General features: G+C 68.8%; 19 protein-coding genes. 11 read left to right on the forward strand and 8 right to left on the reverse strand.

The window, feature by feature from the left end:
• A partial coding sequence (locus tag PHN62_RS11425; protein WP_300150573.1) for a DUF599 family protein occupies positions 1 to 195 on the forward strand: 195 nt, incomplete at its 5' end.
• Positions 196 to 201: 6 nt separating this feature from the next.
• Here the strand turns inward: PHN62_RS11425 and PHN62_RS11430 are convergent.
• The 7 genes from PHN62_RS11430 to PHN62_RS11460 form a co-directional block, all read right to left on the reverse strand.
• Positions 202 to 612, reverse strand: a complete 411-nt coding sequence (locus PHN62_RS11430) for a GFA family protein (protein ID WP_300150576.1) — start codon at positions 610 to 612, stop codon at positions 202 to 204.
• A 93-nt stretch (positions 613 to 705) separates the two neighbouring features.
• The gene (locus tag PHN62_RS11435; protein WP_300150578.1) at positions 706 to 1788 is read right to left on the reverse strand and encodes an ABC transporter ATP-binding protein; all 1083 of its coding nucleotides are present in this window, start codon (positions 1786 to 1788) and stop codon (positions 706 to 708) included.
• A gap of 144 nt (positions 1789 to 1932) precedes the next feature.
• Complete coding sequence (locus PHN62_RS11440) at positions 1933 to 3141, reverse strand: sugar ABC transporter substrate-binding protein (protein WP_300150581.1); 1209 nt, start codon at positions 3139 to 3141, stop codon at positions 1933 to 1935.
• A gap of 25 nt (positions 3142 to 3166) precedes the next feature.
• A complete protein-coding gene (locus PHN62_RS11445; protein WP_300150584.1) occupies positions 3167 to 4009 on the reverse strand; it encodes a carbohydrate ABC transporter permease in 843 nt (280 codons plus the stop codon).
• Positions 4006 to 4902, reverse strand: a complete 897-nt coding sequence (locus PHN62_RS11450) for a carbohydrate ABC transporter permease (protein ID WP_300150588.1) — start codon at positions 4900 to 4902, stop codon at positions 4006 to 4008. Before PHN62_RS11450 ends, PHN62_RS11445 begins: the two co-directional genes overlap by 4 nt.
• A complete protein-coding gene (locus tag PHN62_RS11455; protein WP_300150591.1) occupies positions 4899 to 6086 on the reverse strand; it encodes a Gfo/Idh/MocA family oxidoreductase in 1188 nt (395 codons plus the stop codon). The genes PHN62_RS11450 and PHN62_RS11455 overlap by 4 nt, the downstream gene beginning before the upstream one ends.
• Entirely contained in the window at positions 6083 to 6856 is a 774-nt protein-coding gene (locus tag PHN62_RS11460; RefSeq protein ID WP_300150594.1) for a copper homeostasis protein CutC, read from the reverse strand. Before PHN62_RS11460 ends, PHN62_RS11455 begins: the two co-directional genes overlap by 4 nt.
• Positions 6857 to 7043: 187 nt before the next feature.
• Here PHN62_RS11460 and PHN62_RS11465 point away from each other — a divergent pair, with 187 nt between their 5' ends.
• Genes PHN62_RS11465 through PHN62_RS11485 form a run of 5 tightly spaced genes read left to right on the forward strand, consistent with a single transcriptional unit; the run spans position 7044 to position 12298 of the window.
• A complete protein-coding gene (locus PHN62_RS11465; protein ID WP_300150597.1) occupies positions 7044 to 7940 on the forward strand; it encodes a transcriptional regulator in 897 nt (298 codons plus the stop codon).
• A complete protein-coding gene (locus PHN62_RS11470) occupies positions 7937 to 9028 on the forward strand; it encodes a phosphosugar isomerase (RefSeq protein WP_300150599.1) in 1092 nt (363 codons plus the stop codon). Before PHN62_RS11465 ends, PHN62_RS11470 begins: the two co-directional genes overlap by 4 nt.
• Positions 9029 to 9030: 2 nt before the next feature.
• On the forward strand, positions 9031 to 9948 hold the full coding sequence (locus PHN62_RS11475) for an ROK family protein (RefSeq protein WP_300150601.1): 918 nt from the start codon (positions 9031 to 9033) through the stop codon (positions 9946 to 9948).
• Positions 9945 to 11204: a class II D-tagatose-bisphosphate aldolase, non-catalytic subunit gene (locus PHN62_RS11480; RefSeq protein WP_300150636.1), complete on the forward strand. Its 1260-nt coding sequence runs from the start codon at positions 9945 to 9947 to the stop codon at positions 11202 to 11204. The genes PHN62_RS11475 and PHN62_RS11480 overlap by 4 nt, the downstream gene beginning before the upstream one ends.
• Positions 11201 to 12298: an N-acetylglucosamine-6-phosphate deacetylase gene (locus PHN62_RS11485; RefSeq protein ID WP_300150638.1), complete on the forward strand. Its 1098-nt coding sequence runs from the start codon at positions 11201 to 11203 to the stop codon at positions 12296 to 12298. The genes PHN62_RS11480 and PHN62_RS11485 overlap by 4 nt, the downstream gene beginning before the upstream one ends.
• Here the strand turns inward: PHN62_RS11485 and PHN62_RS11490 are convergent.
• Positions 12295 to 13959 (reverse strand): NAD+ synthase, encoded by a 1665-nt coding sequence (locus PHN62_RS11490; RefSeq protein ID WP_300150640.1) that lies wholly within the window; start codon positions 13957 to 13959, stop codon positions 12295 to 12297. The genes PHN62_RS11485 and PHN62_RS11490 overlap by 4 nt on opposite strands.
• A gap of 215 nt (positions 13960 to 14174) precedes the next feature.
• Here PHN62_RS11490 and PHN62_RS11495 point away from each other — a divergent pair, with 215 nt between their 5' ends.
• The 5 genes from PHN62_RS11495 to mreC all read left to right on the forward strand — a co-directional run.
• A complete protein-coding gene (locus PHN62_RS11495) occupies positions 14175 to 15164 on the forward strand; it encodes a hypothetical protein (RefSeq protein ID WP_300150643.1) in 990 nt (329 codons plus the stop codon).
• Between the two features lie 644 nt (positions 15165 to 15808).
• Positions 15809 to 16186 carry a bZIP transcription factor gene (locus tag PHN62_RS11500; RefSeq protein WP_300150645.1) on the forward strand — a complete coding sequence of 126 codons (378 nt, stop codon included), beginning with the start codon at positions 15809 to 15811 and terminating at the stop codon, positions 16184 to 16186.
• A gap of 307 nt (positions 16187 to 16493) precedes the next feature.
• Positions 16494 to 18107: a 2-isopropylmalate synthase gene (locus tag PHN62_RS11505; protein WP_300150647.1), complete on the forward strand. Its 1614-nt coding sequence runs from the start codon at positions 16494 to 16496 to the stop codon at positions 18105 to 18107.
• A gap of 170 nt (positions 18108 to 18277) precedes the next feature.
• A complete protein-coding gene (locus tag PHN62_RS11510; protein WP_300150651.1) occupies positions 18278 to 19315 on the forward strand; it encodes a rod shape-determining protein in 1038 nt (345 codons plus the stop codon).
• Positions 19316 to 19401: 86 nt separating this feature from the next.
• Positions 19402 to 20401, forward strand: a 1000-nt coding sequence (mreC, locus tag PHN62_RS11515; protein WP_300150654.1) for a rod shape-determining protein MreC, incomplete at its 3' end; no start/stop codon positions are given.

Consider the following 20401-nt stretch of genomic DNA (forward strand, 5'->3'; position numbering starts at 1 on the left):
GAACAGGCGGCGCTGAACTTCAACCGGGGTCTGAGGGGGCTTTACTTCGCGCTCGGGACTCTCGGCTGGCTGCTCGGGCCCTGGGGCGCCGTGGCGGGAGCGGCTCTGGTGACCTGGGCCATGTGGCGGCGCGAATTCATCTCGCATTCCCGCGCCGCCCTGACCGGAGACGCCCCGACCGAGCCCAGGATCTGAAGCAGTTCAGGCCTCCGGAGGCTGATCGGGATAGGTCGCGAATTCGGGCAGATCATCGAGGCGGCGCGTCCAGCTGACGCGCTGCGAGCCCATGACGTGGATCCGGGGCGGCGCCTGCTCCGGATCGTCCAGGGAGCCGCTCTGCACGTCGATCAGTCCGGGCAGGGTCTCGGCGTTGGCGTAGAAGAGGCTCGCGCCGCAGGTCCCGCAGAAGAAGCGCCGTCCATGCGCCGAAGAGGCGTAGACCTTCGGCTCTCCGGCGATGGTCAGGGCCTCGCGGGGGATCATCAGCCAGCCCGTCAGGGGCGCGCCGGTGGATTTCCGGCAGTCCCGGCAATGGCAGATCGCCGAGGCCACCGCCTCGCCGTCGATCTCGTAGCGCAGCGCGCCGCAATGGCATCCGCCTGAAAGCTTCATCTTCGCCTCCCTGAATCGAGATTTCGTCAGGGCAGCCTAAGCTTCTTTCAGGAGATCGACAAACGAAACAGGATCAGAAAGCGATCTTTCAGGCTACGAGCGCCGTGTCAGCGCCTCGCCCTGGGCGTCGAAGACATGGCAGAGCGCCGGATCCAGAGCCAGCGACAGCCTTTCGCCGGGCCGGATCGGGGCGTCTCCCGAGACCTGAAGCCGGATCTGCTCGCCGTTGGAGGCGGGGCCGTAGACGACGCTCGCCGCGCCGAGGCGCTCCACGACTTCGGCCTTCATGGCGAGGCTCCCCGCCGGATCGATCCGCAGATGCTCGGGGCGCGCCCCGAGCGTCAGCGCCGAGCCCGCCGCCGCCTCGCCCTCGACCGGGACCACGAGCTCGGCGCCGTCGAAGAGCCGGACCCGCAGGCCGCCTTCCTCGCGGCCCAGAGACCCGGCGGGCAGGAGGTTCATCTTCGGATTGCCGATGAACCCCGCCACGAAAAGATTGCGCGGATGATGGTAAAGCTCCAGAGGCCCGCCCACCTGCTCGACGAGTCCGGCGTTGAGCACCACGATGCGGTCCGCCATGGTCATGGCCTCGACCTGGTCATGGGTGACGTAGATCATGGTGGCGCCGAGCTCCTTATGCAGCCGCGTCAGCTCCAGCCGCATCTCGCCGCGCAGGGCGGCGTCGAGATTGGACAAAGGCTCGTCGAAGAGGAAGACCTTCGGCTGGCGCACGATGGCCCGGCCTATCGCGACGCGCTGGCGCTGTCCGCCCGAGAGGGCCGCCGGACGATGCCCGAGCCGCGCGGTCAACTGCAGCGTCCCGGCGGCGTCCTTCACGCGGCGGTCGAGGTCGGCCTCCGCCATGCGGGCCACCCGCAGCGGAAAGGCGATGTTCTCGTAGACGCTCATGTGCGGATAGAGCGCGTAGCTCTGGAAGACCATGGCCACGCCGCGCTCCACGGGGGGCAGGGCGTCGACCTGCCTGCCGCCGATCTCGATCCTGCCGGAGGTGGTGCTCTCCAGGCCGGCGATCATGCGCAGCAGCGTCGATTTCCCGCAGCCCGAAGGCCCGACGAAGACCGCGAATTCTCCATCCGGAATCGTGAGGTCCACGCCCTTGACGACATGGGCCGCCCCGAAGCTTTTCCTGACGTCGACGAGACGAACCTCTCCCAAGGGAGCCTCCGGATGATGGGCGGAAAAAAAAGGGCGGAGCGCCGCCATGGATGCGGCGGGGTCGAGGCGCCGCTGACGGGACGCTCCGCAAGGTGGAGGGCGCGCCCCCGGATTTCAGGGTCGGGGCGCGCCCTCAAGGCGACGTCAGTCGGCGATCTCCTCAAGGCGGGCCTGAGCCTCGGCCACAGCCGCGGCGGGCTCGACCTCGCCCATGACCACGCCTTGAATGGCCTCGATGAGAATGTCCTGCATGGCGCGGTAGTCGGTCATGACAGGCTCCGGGCCGCCGATGGCGATGCCGTCGAGGAAGACCTTCCAGTTGGGATCCTCGGCGAGGAGCGTCTCCTCGGCGCCCTCGACGAGGCGCACGGGGGTCCAGCCGCCCTGCTTGTCGACCTCGAACTGGCGCTCGGGAGCGGTGAGGTATTTCACGAGGCTCAGCGCCGGCTCCTCGACGCCCGTGCCCTTGAAGATCACGAGGCTGTCGGTGATGAGCAGCGTCGATTGCGCGCCATGAGGTCCGGCGGGGATCAGCTCGATGCCGTAATCCACGTTCGAGAAGCCCTTGCGGCCGAATCCGCCATGGACCACCATGCCGATGCGGCCCTCGTTGAAGAGGGGCTCCAGCTTGCCGCGGTCATAGGCGAGGGGGCCGGGCTCGGCGTATTGCGCGAGCTCCTTGTAGAACTCCATGGTCTCGACGTTCTGGGGCGAGTTGAAGACCACCTCGCCCTCGGCGTCGACGACCTGGCCGCCGTTCGAATACATCCACTTCAGGAACTGATGCATCGTGTTGTCGAAGGAGGCGGCGGGAATGCCGATTCCGTCGGCGGAGGTCTTTTCGTCGATGGCCTTGGCCGCCGTCAGCACTTCGGCCCAGGTCTGGGGGCCCTTGTCGGTGGGCAGGCCCGCTTCGGCGAAGAGGGTCTTGTTCCAGAAGAGGCCCTTGGTCGAGAAGGCGCGCGGCAGACCCCAGACCTTGCCGTCGAACTGGACGGTCGCGAGGACGCTGGGCGCATAGCCGGCCTTCTCCTCGTCGGTCAGCTCGACGGTCTGGATGAGGTCGTTGTCGGCGAGCATCTTCAGCGTGCGCGAGCCCATGTAGGCCGAAGCCGGCGCGTCGCCCGCGCGGGCGAGGCTGATGGCCTTCTCCTCGCACTGGCCCCAGGGCACGTATTCGAGGTTCACCTTGTAGGCGGGGTTTTCGGCCTCCCAGGCGGCGATGTGCTCGTTCTGCACGGGCAGGTCGCCGTCGGCGCCGCAGTTGATGACATGCAGCGTGGTGACGTTCTGCGCCTGGGCGGCGGAGGCGAGCAGGCCCAAGGCCGCCGCGCTCATCAGAAGTCGTTTCATCGCGTTTCTCCCTGACGTCGTTTTGTCATTCCTTCACCGCGCCGGAGGTCAGTCCGGCGACGATATGCTTCTGCATGAAGGCGTAGACCAGCAGCACGGGGGCCACGCCCACCAGACTGGCCGCCATCAGTTCGTTCCAGAGCACGCGCTCATGGCCGAAGAACTGGTAGAGCCCCATGGGAAGGGGATTATAGGCGTCGCGCGAATTGAAGGTCAGCGCGAAGAGGAACTGCTGGGCGTAGGCCGCGATGAAGGTCGCGATGGCCACCACCACGATGCCCGGCGTCGCCACCGGCAGGATCACCCGCCGCAGGGTGTAGAGCCGCGAGGCGCCGTCCATCAGCGCGGCCTCCTCCAGCTCGCGGGGGATGCGCAGGAAATAGCTGCGCATCAGGAAGATCCCGGCGGGCGTGGCGAAGGCCGCCCCCGGAACGATCATCGCGCCGTAGCTGTTGAGCAGCCCGAAGCTCTGCATGATGCGGTAGAGCGGGATGATCAGCACCGCCGCCCCCACCATGTTCACCACCAGGAAGACGCCGAGCAGCGCGTCCCGGCCCCGATAGCTGAAGCGGGCGAAGGAATAGGCCGCCGGAACGATGCAGATCAGCGCCAGGATCGTCGCGCCCGAGGCGATCAGGAAGCTGTTGAGCATGTAGCGCCAGAGCATGGGCACGCTGGTCCACATGTCGCCATAGGCCTTGAAGCTCATGCCCTCGGTGAAGAAGCGGTAGGGCGCGCGGAACACCTGCGTCAGGGGCCGCAGGCTGACCATGAAGGCCTCGACGAAAGGCGCCAGCAGGAAGATCAGGAAGACCGCGATCCCCGCATAGATCAGGACCAGCTCCCACCAGCGATAGCGGTCGATCATGCCGAGGCCTCCTCGAGGCGCCGGGCGCGGCGCGCCATGCGGTTGAGCAGCAGCAGATAGATCCCCGTCAGGACCATCAGCAGCACGAGCAGCGTGGCCGAGCGCGCCGCGCCCGCGCCATATTGAAAGCGGCTGATGGCGGTCTTGTAGGTGTCGATGATCATGGTGGTGGTGGCGCCGCGCGGGCCGCCCTCGGTGAGGATCCAGATGATCTCGAAGCTGTTGAAGGTCCAGATGGCCGAGAGCAAGGCCATGGTCGCCAGAGAGGGCGCGATCAGGGGCAGCGTCACGCGGCGGAAGCGGTGGAAGCGGCTCGCGCCGTCCACCCAGGCGGCCTCGTGGAGCTCGCGCGGCACGGTCTGCATGGCCGCCAGCAGATAGAGCGTCACCAGAGGCGTCCCGATCCAGACGTCCGTGACCACCGTGGCGAGGAAGGCCGAATTCCGGTAGCCGAGGAATTCGAAAGGCCCCGCCAGGAAGCCCCAGCGCTGGAGCAGCCCCGAGATCATCCCGAACTGGCCGTTGTACATCCAGCTCCACATGAAGACGCCGATGGCGATGGGCACGATCCAGGGCGGCATGACCAGCACCCGGAAGAGCGCGCGTCCCGGCACGGCGGCGTTGAGCAGCACCGCCCCGAACAGCCCCATCGCCAGCTTCAGGCAGACCGACAGCGCCACCCAGAGCAGGGTCCGCCAGATGATCGCCATGAAGCTCCCCGAGAAGAGCCGCTCGTAGTTCTGGAAGCCGATGTAATCTTCCGTCGCCCGGATCGAGGCGTTGGTGAAGGAGAGCCGGAAGGTCTCGACCACCGGCCAGGCCACGATGGCCAGAGTCAGCAGCGCCGCAGGCAGCAGGAGCAGATAGGGAAAGGCGTCGAAGCGGCGCGTCATGGGGCGCCTCCGGCGCGGGAGGGCGAGGGCGAGCGAGAGCGTCCGAGCGCCGCGTCGAATTCGCTCCAGAAAGGCGCGAGATCGACCAGGCGGGATTCCCTGCGGGCTTCGTCCATGGCGAGGGCCGTGGCGCCGGCCTCCAGGGCGTCGATCACCGAGACATGCGGCGCGTCGCCCTCGCCGCGCAGATGCGCGAGCAGATCGCGGGCCATGGCGTCGTCGGCGCCGTAATGCTGGCTCGGGACGCCCTGCGGCTGGACTTCCCGCGTCTCGAAGAGGCGGGTTCCGGTTTCGGCGTCGGTGGCCTGGAAGAAATTGCGCACGAAGTCGCCTTCGGCCATGCCCGTCCGCCCGATCACGCAGAAGCGGCGGAATTCGTCGGGCGTGTTGAGATTGGTGTGAAAGGCCAGAGTCGCGCCGGATTCATACTCCACCAGCGCGGTCTGATAGTCGATGAGGTCGCCCTCGCCGCTGAAGGCGTCCTCCGAGCCGTTCCAGCGCGGCGACATCCGCGCCAGATAGGCGGGCCTTCCGGCGGGCGCATGCTCGGGCAGATAGCGCTTGCGTCCGCCGAAGCTCGCCACGCGCCGCGCCCGCGATCCCGCGACGCTCTGATACAGATCGAGGTCGTGACAGCATTTCTCCAGCATGAACCCACCGGAGAGGCTCGTGAAGCGCCGCCAGTCGCGCATGAAGAAGGAGCCGTGATAGGGCGCGATGTGCTCGCTGGCCTCGATGGACATGACCTCGCCGATCCAGCCCCTCGCCTGAGCCTCGCGCAGGAGCCGGTAGAGCGGAGAATGACGCAGCACCAGGCCCACGAGCAGGCGCTCCTCGCCCTGGGTCCGGGCCACGAGCCGCGCCATGGCGAGCGTCTCCTCGCGCGAGACCACCACGGGCTTCTCGACGAAGATCTTCGGCGCGCCGCTCTCGAGCGCCGCCTCGACATGACGCAGATGCAGATGATTGGGCGAGCCGATCAGCAGAAGGTCGGGCTGCTCCGCCCGCACCAGATCCGGAATGGAGTCGTAGGGCTCGGGCGCGAAGCCGAGCCGCTCCATGGCCTCCAGCCGGGCGGGGAAGGGATCGACGTAGCCGACCACCTTCAGCTCCGGCTCGATCTTCCGGAAGCGCCCCGCCAGAACCGCGGAGCGGGCGCCGAGCCCCACGATCCCGATCTTCATGGAGCGGCCTCCTCGGTCTCCCGGCGACGCAGGGCCGCCAGCATGCGGCCGAGAACCTGCGGAGAGGTCGCGCGCAGGCCGGGTTCGCCGAGCACGCCCTTGCGCGCCGGGCCCGAGAAGGAGCCGTGCAGAGCCCGCGCGCCGGTCTTGAGCAGCAGGGCCCGCGCGTTCTCGGGCGTCACGCCGCCGCCGGGCATGATCTGGATGCGCCCGCGCGCCGCCCGGATCAGCCGCGCCAGAAGGGCGGCGCCCTGAGGGGCCGTCGCCGCGCCGCCCGAGGTGAGGATCCGCGCGAAGCCGAGATCCACCGCCTGCTCCAGGGCGGCCATGGGATCGGGCGTGAGGTCGAAGGCGCGATGGAGCGTCAGCTCCAGCGGACCGGCCGCGCGCTTGAGCCGCTCCAGCGCCGCGAGATCCAGGCCGCCGTCGGGCCGCGAGGCGCCGAAGACCGCGCCTTCCGCGCCCGCCGCGCGGGCGGCCGCGAGATCGGCCTCCGCCACCGCGAGATCCGCCGCGCCATAGACGAAGTCGCCCGGCCTCGGGCGGATCATCACGAAGATCCGGGGTCTGTCGGGGAAAGAAAAAGAGGAGGCGGCCGCTTTCAGGAAGCCGGGGGAAGGGGTGAGCCCGCCCAGCCCGAGGGCCGAACAGAGCTCGATCCGGTCGATTCCCGCCTGTCGCGCCGTTGCGAAGCCCTCCGCCGAATCGACGCAAACCTCAAGTTCGATCCGGTCGGAAGCTTCGGTCTCCGGCGTCCCGTCGGGAATCATGCGGCGTCGCCTCCAGAGTGATTCAGGTCGTTCGCGTTTCCCCGAATTAAGCTTTGACTTTAGGGATAATCAAGCAGGTTTTAGCATTGCTAAAATCCTTGAGCAGGCTATTCTCCCCCTGCGAAGATAAGGAGCTGAACGCGCGTCGGGCGTCCGCGGCGACTGGAAGGCGGAGAGCGGAGGCGTCATGAACGGACGGACGGACATGGCGACGCGGCGAAGCCCCGTCGAAGACGGGCTCGGCCTGCGGGGGCGCATCCTCGCCGCCCTGGAGGCCATGACCCCCAAGCTGCGCGTCATCGGCGAACTGGCCCTGCGCGATCCCGAAGCCTTCATCCGCAAGACCTCGCGGGAGCTCTGCCTCGAACTCGGGGCCAGCGAGCCCACGCTCATCCGCTTCTGCAAGGAGATGGGATACGCCGGACTGGCGGCCTTCCGCATCGACCTGGCTCTGGAGGGCTCGGCGCCGCTCTCGGCGCTGGTGGAGCCCGCCGTCCACGAGCGGCGCAGCATGAACCGCGAGGCCAAGCGGCGCATCGCCGCGCGAGCCGCGCCGCTGGTCGCGGAGGCTTCGGCCATCCTGCTCGACAACGGCTCGACCGTCGAGGCCTTCGCCGAGCACCTGCGCGACGCCGCGCCGCTGACCATCCTGACCACCAGCCTTCCCATCGCCTCCATGCTGATGGCCCAGGGCCGTCACGAGGTGATGCTCACCGGCGGGCGGGTGCGTCCGGATTCCCTCGCCCTGGTGGGGGAGCTGGCGGAAAGGGCGCTCCAGGGGCTGCGCTTCGACAGCTTCGTGATGGGCGTCTACGGGATCGGCAAGGGCAGGATCGGCGGCTCGCGCGAGGACGAGGCCCGCCAGACCCGCGCCATGACCGAAGCCGCCGACCGCGTGATCCTGCTGGCCGACGCCTCGAAATTCTCTCAGCCGGCGCTCTACAAGGTCTGCGACCTCGGGCGCGCGGCGATTCTCGTGACCGATCTGCCGCCCGACCATCCCGCAGCCCGCGAAGCGGCCGCAGCGGGAGTCGAGGTGCTGTCGGTCCATGGACAAGACGAAGAAGGACAGGAGACGACGTGACGGACAGCAGGAGTCTTGAGCGCTGGGCCACATGGCGCGAGATCCACAGGCAACCGGAGATCTGGCGGTCCTGGGCCGCCGATCTGGCCCGCGAGGCGGGGGCGCTCCGGCGCTGGATCGCCGAGCGCGGCGTGGAGGAGGTCTGGCTCTGCGGCGCGGGCAGCAGCAGCTTCATCGGCGAGATCGCCGCGGCGGGGGCGGGGCGTCCGGGTCCCCGGCTGCGGGCCGTGCCGACCACCGATTACGTGGCCGCTCCGCAGGACTTCCCCGCGCCGAAGGGGCGGCTTCTGGTCGTGCAGTTCAGCCGCAGCGGCGACAGCTCCGAATCCGTCGGGATGCTCGATCTTCTGGACCAGCTTCTGCCCGAAGCCGACCGGCTGCACGTGACCTGCAATCCCGAAGGGACTCTGGCGACGCGGGCGCATCCGGGGCCGGGCGAACTGCGGCTGCTCCTGCCGCCCGAGGCCGCCCATGACCAGGGCTTCGCCATGACCTCGAGCGTCAGCTGCATGCTGCTCGGGGCTCTGGCGGTCTTCGATCCCGAGACCGACGCCGCCCGCGCCCTGCCGATCCTCGCCGAGGGCGCCGAGGAGCTTCTTGAGCGGCTGAAGGACTGGGCGCAGCCGCGTCCGGACCGGGCCTTCTTTCTCGGCTCGGGGGCGCTGAAGTTCGCGGCGCGGGAATCGGCGCTGAAGGTGCTGGAGCTGACCGCAGGCCGCGTCAACGCCGCCTGGGACAGTCCGCTCGGCTTCCGCCACGGCCCGAAATCCGCCGTGGAGCCGGATGCTCAGGTCTATGTGCTGCTGCATCCGGACCATCGCACGGCGCGTTACGACTCCGACCTCGCCGAGGAGGTGGCGCGCCAATATCCCGAGGCCGAAGTCCGGACCATCGGGACGGGCGGCGAGATCCCGGCGCAGGGGCTCGGGAAGGCGCGCTGGGACGCGGTCCTGCACATCATCCCGGCGCAGATGCTGGCGGCGCGCTGGTCCGACGGGCTGGGGCTGAACGTGGACGACCCCTTCAAGGGCCAGGGCTCGCTGACGCGGGTGGTGGCCGGGGTGAAGCTCTACCGCTTCGAACCATGAGCGTGAGCCAGGCCGGGACCGCCCTCTGCGGCGGAATCGACGTCGGGGGCACCAAGATCGAGGCCCAGCTCTTCGGAGCGGGCTTCGCGCCTCTGGCGAAAAGGCGCCTGCCGACCTCCAGAGGCGATTTCCGCGACTTCATGGCGGTCCTCGCCGAACAGGTCGAATGGATCATGGCGGCGACGCCGAAGGCCGCTCCCATCGGGGTGGCTCTGCCGGGGATCGTCGATCCGGAGACGGGGGCCTCGACGGCGGCGAATCTGCCCATCGGCGGACGCAACGTGGCGGCGGCTCTGCGGACGCGCTTCGGGCGGGATTTCGCCTTCCTCAACGATTGTTCGGCCTTCGCGCTCTCGGAGGCGCGGGGCGGAGCGGGCGAGGGTTTTGAAACCGTGCTCGGCCTGATCCTCGGGACGGGCGTGGCGGCGGGCTTCTGCCAGAGAGGCGCCGAGGCGCCGGGCCGGCTGAACCGCCTCGCGGTGGAGATCGGCCATGTGGGGATCTCCGCCCGCGCGCTGGAGGGCCTGAATCTGCCGCTGATCCGCTGCGGCTGCGGGCGGCTCGGCTGTTATGAAACCTATGTGGCGGGGCCGGGGCTGGCGCGTCTGGCCGAGGCCGGACTCGGGCTCAGGATCTCCGGCGAGGAGCTGGCGGCCCATCCCGAAGGCGAAGCCGTGCTGGAGATCTGGGCCGATCTGGCCGCCGAGGCTCTGGATCAGGCGCGGCTGCTGCTGGATCCGCAATGCGTGGTGCTGGGCGGGGGTCTGTCGCGTCTGCCGGGCGTGGCGGAGCGTCTGGCGGCGGCTCTGGCGCGGCGGCCTCTGGGAGACCTGCGGCCTCCGGCCCTGCGGATCGCGACCTTCGGCGACGCCTCCGGCGGACGCGGCGCCGCCATCCATGCAGGGAGCCTCACGCCATGAGCCGGGACGCCTTCACCGAAATCGTCCGCGCCAACCGCGCCGGACGCGCCGTGGCTCTGGCTTCGGTCTGCACGGCCCATCCGGACGCTCTGGCGGCTGCGCTGCGTCTGGCCGAGGCGCGCGACAGGACCCTGCTCATCGAGGCCACGAGCAATCAGGTGGATCAGTTCGGCGGCTACACCGGGATGCGCCCGCCGGAGTTCATCGCCATGGTCCGCGCGATCTGCGCCCGCGAGGGCGTGGACCCGGCGCGCGCAGTCTTCGGCGGCGATCATCTGGGGCCTCAGGGCTGGCGCTCGGAGCCTGCGGATTCGGCCATGGCCAAGGCGGCGGATCTCATGCGCGCCTATCTGCGGGCGGGATTCGCCAAGATCCACCTCGATTGCTCCGAGGGCTGCGCGGGAGAGCCCGCCCAGGTCGGGGACGCTCTGGCGGCGAGCCGCGCGGCGGCTCTGGCGGCGGTCTGCGAGGCGGAGGCCCCCGGACGCGCGCTTTACGTCATCGGCACCGAGGTGCCGCCTCCGGGCGGGGCCCGCAAGGACGAGTCGGGCATCGCGCCGACGCCACCCGAGCGCGCCCTCGCCACGCTGGAGGCCCATCGGGCGGCCTTCGCGGCGGCGGGAGTCCCGGCGGCTTTCGAGCGGGTGCGGGGGCTGGTGGTCCAGCCCGGCGTCGAATTCGCGCCGGATCATGTGGATCGCCTCGACCTGAACAGCCCTGATCGGCTCTCGGCGGCGCTGAAGGATCAGCCGGATCTCGCCTTCGAGGCTCATTCCACCGATTACCAATATCCCGAGGTCTATCCGGCTTTGGCGCGACGCGGCTTCGCGGTGCTGAAGGTCGGCCCGGCTCTGACCTTCGCCTGGCGTCAGGCGCTTTACGGCCTGAGCCATGTTCAGGGCTGGCTCGACAGCCGCGCGCATGTCTCCGGGGTGATGGAAAGGCTCATGCTGGCCGAGCCGAAATTCTGGCGCGGCCATTACCCGGATGATCGGGTCTTGCGGCATTTCGGCTATGCGGACCGCATCCGCTATTACTGGGCCAGGCCCGAGGCTCTGGCCGCCGTGAGCGCCCTGGAGGCCGCTTTCGACGCCTCCCGTCCGCCCGCGCCGCTCATGGAGCAATATTTCGCGCCGGAGATCCTGACCCGCGCCGAAGGCTTGCGCGCCGAGGGCGTGGCTCCGGCGAAATCCCTGCTTTACGCGCAGGTTCAGGCGGCGCTGGATCCCTATCTCTTCCCGGAGTCCGCCGCATGAGCCGCCTGATCGCGCCGGAATTGCTCTGGTTGGACGGGAGCTTGCAAAAGGGCCTCGCTCTGGAGGTCGAGGGCGGGGCGCTGAAGCGCCTCCGGCCTCTCGGCCCGGAGGAGCGCCCGGATTCGACGCCTCATCTCGTCTCCCCCGGCTTCATTGATCTTCAGGTCAATGGCGGCGGGGGCGTGATGGTCAACTCCGAGCCCACCGAAGCGGGGATTCGCGCTGTGGCGGCGGCGCATCGGGCGGTGGGGACGGCGGCGATCCTGCCCACCCTCATCACCGACGCGCCGGAGCGCCTCGACCAGACCGTCGAGGCCATGCTCGGCCTTTGGGGCGAGCGGGGCGTGCTGGGGCTGCATGTCGAGGGGCCGCATATCTCGCCGGAGCGGCGCGGGACTCATGATGCGCGTTTCATCCGGCCTCTGGACGAACGGACCTTGTCGGCCTTGCGGCGGTTGCGGGCGGCGGGGATTCCCGTGCTGCTGACCCTCGCGCCGGAGCAGGCCCGGCCCGATCAGATCCGCGAGGCGCGCGAGATGGGCGTCGTCCTCTCGATGGGCCACACCGCCGCGACGGCGGATCAGGCGCTGGCGGCGCTGGAGGCGGGGTTCTCCATGGGCACGCATCTTTATAACGCCATGACGCCCATGTCTTCGCGCGACCCCGGCGTGGTCGGGACGCTCATCGATTCGGAGGCCTGGTGCGGCCTGATCTGCGACGGAATCCACGTGAGCTGGCCCATGGCGCGCATCGCGATCCGGGGGCGTCCGCGCGGGGGCCGGAGCTTCATCGTCTCCGACGCCATGGCCACGGTGAACGGGCCGGATCATTTCGAGATCTACGGCCAGAAGATCTTCGTCCGGGACGGGGCTCTGGTGAATGCGGCGGGTTCTCTGGCGGGGGCGCATGTCGACATGGCCCAGAGCTTCGCCAACGCCGTCCGTCATCTCGGGCTTCCGCTGGAGGAGGCCCTGAGCATGTGTCTGGAGACGCCTCTGGAGGCCATGGGCCTCCCCGCGCGCGGCCTCGCCGAGGGGACTCCCCTCGACGAGATCCTCGTGTTCGACCGCGACCTGAAGCGGGTTGCGGTTTAGCTCGGGTCGCGGAAGCGGTTGACGATGGGATAGCGCCGGTCCAGCCAGAGCGCCTTATGGGTGATCTTGGGGCCGGGCGCCGCCTGGAAGCGCTTGTATTCCGCGATGTAGATCAGCCGCTCCACCTTGCGGACGGTCTCGCGCTCGAATCCCGCCTCGACCACCTCCGCGACGCTCTGGTCGCCTTCGATGAGTCGCTCCAGAATGGCGTCGAGCACCGGATATTCCGGCAGGCTGTCGCTGTCCTTCTGGTTCTCGCGGAGTTCGGCGGTCGGCGGCTTGGAGATCACCCGCTCGGGGATCACCGGCCCCGCCGCGCCCTTCATCCAGGGGCGATGGTTGGCGTTGCGCCACCGGCAGATCTCGAAGACCCGCGTCTTGTAGAGGTCGATCAGCGGATTGTAGCCGCCCGCCATGTCGCCGTAGAGCGTCGAATAGCCCACCGAAACCTCGGACTTGTTGCCCGTGGTCAGCAGCAGATGGCCGAACTTGTTCGACAGCGCCATGAGATAGAGCGCCCGCAAGCGCGGCTGCACGTTCTCTTCGGTCAGGCCCGACTCCGTTCCGGCGAAGAAGGGCGCCAGCTCCTGGCCGGTCGCCTCGACCGCGCTGGCGATGGAGAGCGAATCGAGCTTCGCCCCGATCAGCCGCGCGACTTCGGCGGCGTCTTCGAGGCTGGTCCGGCTGGTGAAGCGCGAGGGCAGCATCACGCACCAGACGTTCTCCGGCCCGAGGACGTCGGCGGCGACGGCCGCCACGATGGCCGAATCGATTCCGCCCGAGAGCCCCAGAACCGCCTGTCTGAAGCCGGATTTGCGCATGTAGTCGCCGAGGCCAAGGCAGATCGCCTGATAATCGGCCTCATGATCGGAGGGCGTCGGCGCGACCGGCCCGGGCGCGCAACGCCAGCCCTCGCCTTCCCTGGTCCAGATCGTGAGCAGGTCGCGGCTCTCGAAGAAGGGCGCCTGGACGGCCCGCCCCCCCTCGGCGTCGAGCACGAAGCTTCCGCCGTCGAAGACCTGGTCGTCCTGTCCCCCGACCATGTTCACATAGAGGAGAGGGAGTCCCGTCTCCGCGACGCGCGCCCGCATGTCGGCCATGCGCGCGCCCTCGTGTTTTCCGCGTTCGTAAGGCGATCCGTTGGCCACGATCAGGATCTCGGCGCCCGCCGCCGCCAGAGCCCTCGCCGCAGGCTCCTCCCAGGCGTCCTCGCAGATCAGCAGCCCGAGCCGGACGCCGCGAAACGTGATCGGCTCCGGCAGCGGCCCCGGATCCAGCGTGCGCTTCTCGTCGAAGACGCCGTAATTGGGGCGCTCATGCTTGCGCGAGACCGCCTGAACCGCCCCGTCCGCGCAGAGAAACAACGCGTTATGGACCCTGCCTCCCTCATGGAGCGGCCCCCCGATCAGCAGGCCCGGTCCTCCCGGACGCGTTTCGGCGGCGATCTCCGCCAGAGCCTCGGCGCAGGCTCGTCCGAAAGCGGGCTTGCGCACAAGGTCCTGAAGTTGATAACCGCTCAGGAACATCTCGGGCAGGACGGCCAGATCGGCGCCTTGCGCCCCGGCTGCGGCGAGGGCCGCCCTGGCTTCGCCCAGGTTTCCGCGCAGATCTCCGGTCGTGGGATCGCGTTGGGCGATGAGGATCTGAAGGCGGTCGGCCATGGCTCGGCTCCTGATGCGACGGGCGGGACAGTCCTAACCCGCTCCCTGAGGAGGCGCAAGAAAGCCCTCCGCAGAGGCCGGGGCCGAGAAGAACAGGGCGCGGACGCTCGCGGCGGGTTGCGCCCGACGGGCGCCCTTGAGTATGGTCTCCCGCAAGGGGACGGCGTGGGAGACGGCCGGCGTTCGTCGCGTCCGGGCATGCGGATAAGGCGTGGATGATGATGTGGTTTCCGAGAATTCTTCCGGCGCTCGGCGTCGCGGCGCTGGCGGGGACGGCGGTCGTGCCGACGGCGGGCGCCGAGCCCTCCGGCGTGACGGCGCCGACGCGCGTCGCTCAGGTCGAGCAGGCGCCGGCCCCGACTCCGCGTCCGGCGCGGGGGGCGGCCGAGGAGGCGCCTCTGTCGCAGCCTCTGGCGCCGGTGCGTCCGGCGGAGGGCGGCGTGATCAGCGCCCAGCGCGGCGCTGGCGGCGGCACGGTGGTGACCTATCCGGACGGCGGCGAATACGTCGGCGATTTCGAGGGCGGCCGTCAGCACGGCAAGGGCACCTTCCGTCTGCCGGACGGCTATGAATACGTCGGCGAGTGGAAGGAAGGCCGGATCGAGGGCGAGGGGATCGCGAAATATCCCAACGGCTCGACCTACGTCGGCCGGTTCCGCGACGGCGCGCCTCACGGGCATGGCCGCATCTCCTTCGAGGACGGCGGCGAATACGAGGGCGAATGGAAGGAAGGCCGGATCGACGGCAAGGGGATCGCGAAATATCCCAACGGCGTGATCTACGAAGGCCAGTTCCGCGACGCGGCCCATCACGGGCGCGGCAAGATGACCATCCCCGAATCCGGCTATGAATATGACGGCGACTGGGTCGAGGGTCTTCAGGACGGCCAGGGCGTGGCGCGCTACTCCAACGGGACCGTCTACGAGGGCGGCTTCTCGAAGGGCCAGCGCAGCGGACGCGGCAAGATCCTCATCGAGAACGAGGGCTTCGAGTTCGAGGGCGACTGGAGCAACGGCCAGATGAACGGCCGCGGCGTCGCGCGCTATCGGAGCGGCGAGGCCTTCAACGTCTATGAGGGCGAATTCCGGAGCGGCCGCCGCCATGGGCATGGCGTCATGACCTACGCCACCGGCGAGGTCTATGACGGATACTGGGCGCGCGGCAGCCGCTCGACGCAGGAAGAGGCCGAACAGCAGAACCAGTAAGCCGGGGCGCAGAGGGAATCACCCGGCTCCCGGGTGATTCCCGGGACTGCGCCGTCAGGTTCGGAGCCGGCGCTCCTGACGCCGCCCGAGCCTCGTCCCCATGTGCGGTTCCGCATGCGTTTCTTCCTGTCTTCGAGGTGGATCAGCGTGCAGCTGGACGGGAGCCTGGTCTGCGGACACAGCCCGAGATCGTCATGGGCCTCCGCTTCGCAATCCGGGATCCGGCAGGATTTCTTCTGACCCTCGCCATCTCGTGATTTCGGCGTTTCCGCGAAGCCTGCGCCTGGCGCGGCGAGCAGCATGCGGGCTGAAGCGAGACCCTGATGATCCTGTTCATTGTCGCCCTCCATGCAGGGTTGAATTGTCTGAAATTGAACCTTTCCGTATTTCGTTCAGTGAAAAATCTGTCCGGGGCCGCTCGTGGCGTCGGGGAGGCGAAGGGCCTTGGGCGCTCCTCCGGGACGGATCAGGGTCGCGAAACGGGAGATGTGGATGAAGGTCGATTCCAGGTTGACGGAATGCGGCGAATGATCTGACCATGCGCGCTCAGGGAGCCTCGCCGCTCCCTGCGCGGAGTCTCGGGGATCGACGTTGCGCCGGACCCCGCCGCTTCACGCTCCAGAGGTTCGAGAGGGGGACGGGACATGCGCAAGACGTCGATCGTTCTGGGAGCCCTTGCGGCCTTCCTGGCGTCGGGTCCGCCGGGAGAGGCTCAGGACGGGCTCATCGCGCGCCAACGGGAGGTCGAAAGAAAGCTGGAGGATCTCAACTCCGGCGTTATGGAATTAAGAAGCGAGTTGGCGAGGCTTCGGCAGGAGATGGGCGACCTGCGGCAGGGGCTTGCGCCGGTCGTTCTGTATCAATGTCCGGTTAATACTCATAATACTGGTGGCGACTGGGTGTCGGTCGGCTGCGTAGGGCAGATATCCTCCGCCAATACATGCACGAATTATTGGTCGAATCGCGGCGGGCATCACGCTTCTTTCGACTGCGCGCCCGTGACGTTCTATCGAAAGCCCTGATGTTCTGAAGGCGGCGTGAAACCGGCCTCCGGCCCCTCGCAGCCTCGACGAGGCCGCGCGAAAACCCCTCCGGCTCCGCTTTCGCCTTGCGGGCGGGCGGGGCTTCTGCTACCAGAATCCCATGTTCGCCAGCAGCGCCATTCTTGAGGATGTCCGGACGGTCGGCCCCATCGGGCTCGCGGCCGCGCTTCTTCTTACGCGCCCCTGAGCGCGGCCGCGGCCAGCGGCGCGCCCGCTCAGGGGAGTTCGACTCCTTCGCGCCGCGCCCGACCTTCATTTCCAGACTGAAACTCAGGTTCTTCATATCATGACCGATTCCGCCCCCTCCCATGATTCCGGGCCCGTCTCCGCGATTTCCGCCGGTCCCGTCGACCGCGTTCTGATCTTCGACACCACCCTGCGCGACGGCGAGCAGTCGCCCGGCGCCTCCATGACCCACGAGGACAAATGCGAGATCGCCGCGCTCCTCGACGAGATGGGCGTGGACGTCATCGAAGCGGGCTTCCCCATCGCCTCCGAAGGCGATTTCGAGGCCGTCAAGGCCATCGCCGGACTGGTGAAGCGGGCTTCGGTCTGCGGTCTGGCGCGGGCCTCGAAGAAGGACATCCTGCGGGCCTGGGAGGCTCTGGAGGGCGCGCGGAATCCGCGCATCCACACCTTCCTGAGCACCTCGCCGCTGCACATGAAGCACAAGCTGAACCTGGAGCCCGAACAGGTTCTGGCCAAGATCCACGAGAGCGTCAGCTACGCCCGCAGCCTCTGCGACAACGTGCAGTGGTCGCCCGAGGACGGCACCCGCACCGAACGCGAATTCCTGGCGAAAGCCGTGCGCGCCGCCCTGGAGGCGGGCGCCAACACCATCAACATCCCGGACACCGTCGGCTACACCATCCCCAACGAATCGGCGAAGATCATCCGCCAGCTCCGCGAGGACGTGCCCGAGATCGACCGCATGGCGATCATCGCGACCCATTGCCACAACGACCTCGGCATGGCGGTGGCCAACTCCCTGGCGGCGGTCTCGGCGGGGGCGCGTCAGATCGAATGCACCATCAACGGACTCGGCGAGCGCGCGGGCAACGCGGCCCTCGAAGAGGCGGTGATGGCGCTGCGCGTGCGTCGCGACGTGCTGCCCTATGAATCCGGCGTGGATCCGGTCTATCTGGCCCGGGCCTCGCGGATGGTGGCCAACGCCACCGGCTTCCCGGTGCAATACAACAAGGCCATCGTCGGCAAGAACGCCTTCGCCCATGAATCGGGCATCCATCAGGACGGCATGCTCAAGCACGCCGGAACCTACGAGATCATGACCCCCGAGACGGTGGGCGTCAGCAAGACCAGCCTCGTGCTGGGCAAGCATTCGGGCCGTCATGCGCTGAAGGAGCGCCTGAAGGAGCTGGGCTATGATCTCGGCGACAACGCCCTGCAGGACGCCTTCGTGCGCTTCAAGGCGCTGGGCGACGCCAAGCGCGAGATCTTCGACGAAGACCTGATCGCCCTGGTGGACGACGCCGCCTCCGAGGTCGAGGGCGGCGAGGGCCGCGTGAAGCTGATCGACCTGCAGGTCGAAAGCCGCATGGGCCAGAGGGCGAAATCCCGCGTCGTGCTGGAGATCGACGGCCAGCGTCAGGAATCCGAAGGCGAGGGCGACGGCCCGGTGGACGCCGCCTACAAGGCGATCAAGGCTCTGGTGAAGCATCAGGGCAGGCTGCAGCTCTTCCAGGTGACCTCCGTGACCGGCGGCACCGACGCCCAGGCCGAGGTCTCGGTGCGTCTGGAGGAGGGCGGACATATCGCCGCCTCCCAGGCCGCCGACACCGACACCGTGGTCGCCGCGGCCAAGGCCTACGTCAACGCGCTGAACAAGCTCTTCCTGCGCCGTCAGAAGACCGCGCCGGAAAGCTCTGCTCTGGCGGGCTGATCGGCGAAGCCGCAACCTCGCGTCATTCTCCGCATGCGCCGTCGAATCTCTCGGATTCGACGGCGTTTTCGCGGCTGAAAGCCCTTTGCGCCCCTTTCGCCGGACGATATAAGGAAGCCCGACGGGATGCGGCGCCGCCGCAAAGGCAAGACGGATTCAGGGACGGGGCGATGCTGGGATTTTTCAACTTGTTCTCCTCGGACATCGCCATCGATCTCGGCACGGCCAATACGCTCATCTACATCAAGGGGCGCGGCATCGTGCTCAACGAGCCCTCGGTGGTGGCGGTCTCGCGCAAGGGAGAACGCAAGGAGATCCTCGCCATCGGCCATGAGGCCAAGGCCATGATCGGCCGCACGCCGGGCCGCATCGAGGCCATCCGCCCGCTCCGCGACGGCGTCATCGCCGATTTCGACGTGGCCAAGGCCATGATCAAGGAGATGATTCGCAAGGTCCAGCGCCGGGGCTTCTTCTCGCGTCCGTTCATCCTCGTCTGCGTGCCTTCGGGCGCGACTCCCGTCGAACAGCGCGCCATCCGCGATTCGGCCCTGGAGGCGGGCGCCCGCGCCGTGCGTCTGATTCCCGAGCCCATCGCCGCCGCCATCGGCGCGGGGATCCAGGTGACCGAGCCCATCGGCTCGATGGTGGTGGACATCGGCGGCGGCACCACCGAGGTGGCGATCATCTCCATGGCCGACATCGTCTACGCCCGTTCGGTGCGGGTCGGCGGCGACAAGATGGACGAGGCGATCATCGCCTATCTGCGCCGCAACCACAGCCTGCTCGTCGGCGAGACCACCGCCGAGCGCATCAAGATGCAGATCGGCGCGGCCTGCCTGCCCGAAACGGGCGTCGGCCAGATCATCCAGGTGCGCGGCCGCGACCTCATGAACGGCGTGCCCAAGGAGATCTCGGTCAATCAGGCCCAGATCGCCGAGGCCCTCGCCGAGCCCACCGCCCAGATCGTCGAGGCGGTGAAGGTGGCCCTGGAGCAGATGCCCGCCGAGCTCTCCGCCGACATCGTGGACCGGGGGATCATGCTCACCGGAGGCGGCGCGCTGCTGGGCGACCTCGACCGGGTGCTGCGCGACGAGACGGGCCTTCCGGTCACCATCGCCGACGAGCCGCTGAACTGCGTGGCGCTGGGCACGGGCCGGGCGCTTGAACACATGGCCGCCCTGAGCCATGTTCTGATCGAGGAGGTCTGAACCTCCTTCGCCTTGATTTCCTTGTGCGATGCGCCTTGGCCGGAGTTTTCCGCCGCGGTCGCCGCCCCGTCGGAGGATGACCCCCCATGGCCGCCGGCCGCGAGAAAAGCCTGAGACGCGCGCTCGCGCAGCTGGGCCTCGGCGCTCTGGTCGTCGGGGGGGCGGCCATGATGCTGCTCGACGCTTCGGGAGATCCGCGCGTGGAGCGCGCCAAGCAGGCCGCCGCCGAAAGGGCCGCGCCCGCTCTGGAGGTGGCCACGGGTCCGGTGCGGTTCTTCAGCGGGCTCTTCGCCCGCTCGCGGACGGCCTTCAACATCTACGCCGAGAACTCCCGTCTGCGCGCCGAGGTCGAGACCCTGCGCAGCTGGCGCGACTACGCCTTCCGCGTCCAGCAGGAGAACGAGCGTCTGCGCGGATTGAACAACGTGCGTCCGCCTCTGCGGGTGCTGAGCGTGGTGGGGCAGGTCATCGCCGATTCGGCCGATCAGGCCACCCAGACGGCTCTCGTCAGCGTGGGCTCCGCCGACGGCGTGCATGAGGGCTCGGCGGCGCTCAGCGGAGACGGCCTGATCGGGCGGGTGCTGGCGGTGGGCGAACGCTCCTCGCGGCTGCTGCTGCTCACGGACACCCGCAGCCGCATTCCGGTGCGCGTCGAGCCCGCCGGACATCGCGCCATCCTCGCCGGAGACGGCGGAGATCAGCCCAAGCTCGTCTTCATGCAGCAGAACGTCCGGCTGAATCACGGCGACCGCGTGGTGACCTCCGGAGACGGCGGCGTCTTTCCGCGCGGCGTGGAGGTCGGGGCCGTGGCGGCGGGCGCGGGCGGAGAACCGCGCGTGCAGCTCAAGGCGGCCACCAGCGGCATGGAGTTCGTGCGCATCCTGCGTCAGCACGCCGATCTGGAGATCAATCCCTCGGCGGGCGTCATCTTCGGGACTCCCGGCGGCGGAGGCCTCAGCTTCGGCGGACGCGGCCCTCAGGATTCCGGAGCCCCCACGGCGCCGCCCCTGCCGCAGCCTGCGGCGCCTCAGGCCGCCGCGCCGGCCGCCGCCCGGCCCCCGCAACAGGCCGCCGCGCCCGCTCCGG

This window comes from Neomegalonema sp. (assembly GCF_028688855.1).
GTDB lineage: Bacteria > Pseudomonadota > Alphaproteobacteria > Rhodobacterales > Rhodobacteraceae > Neomegalonema.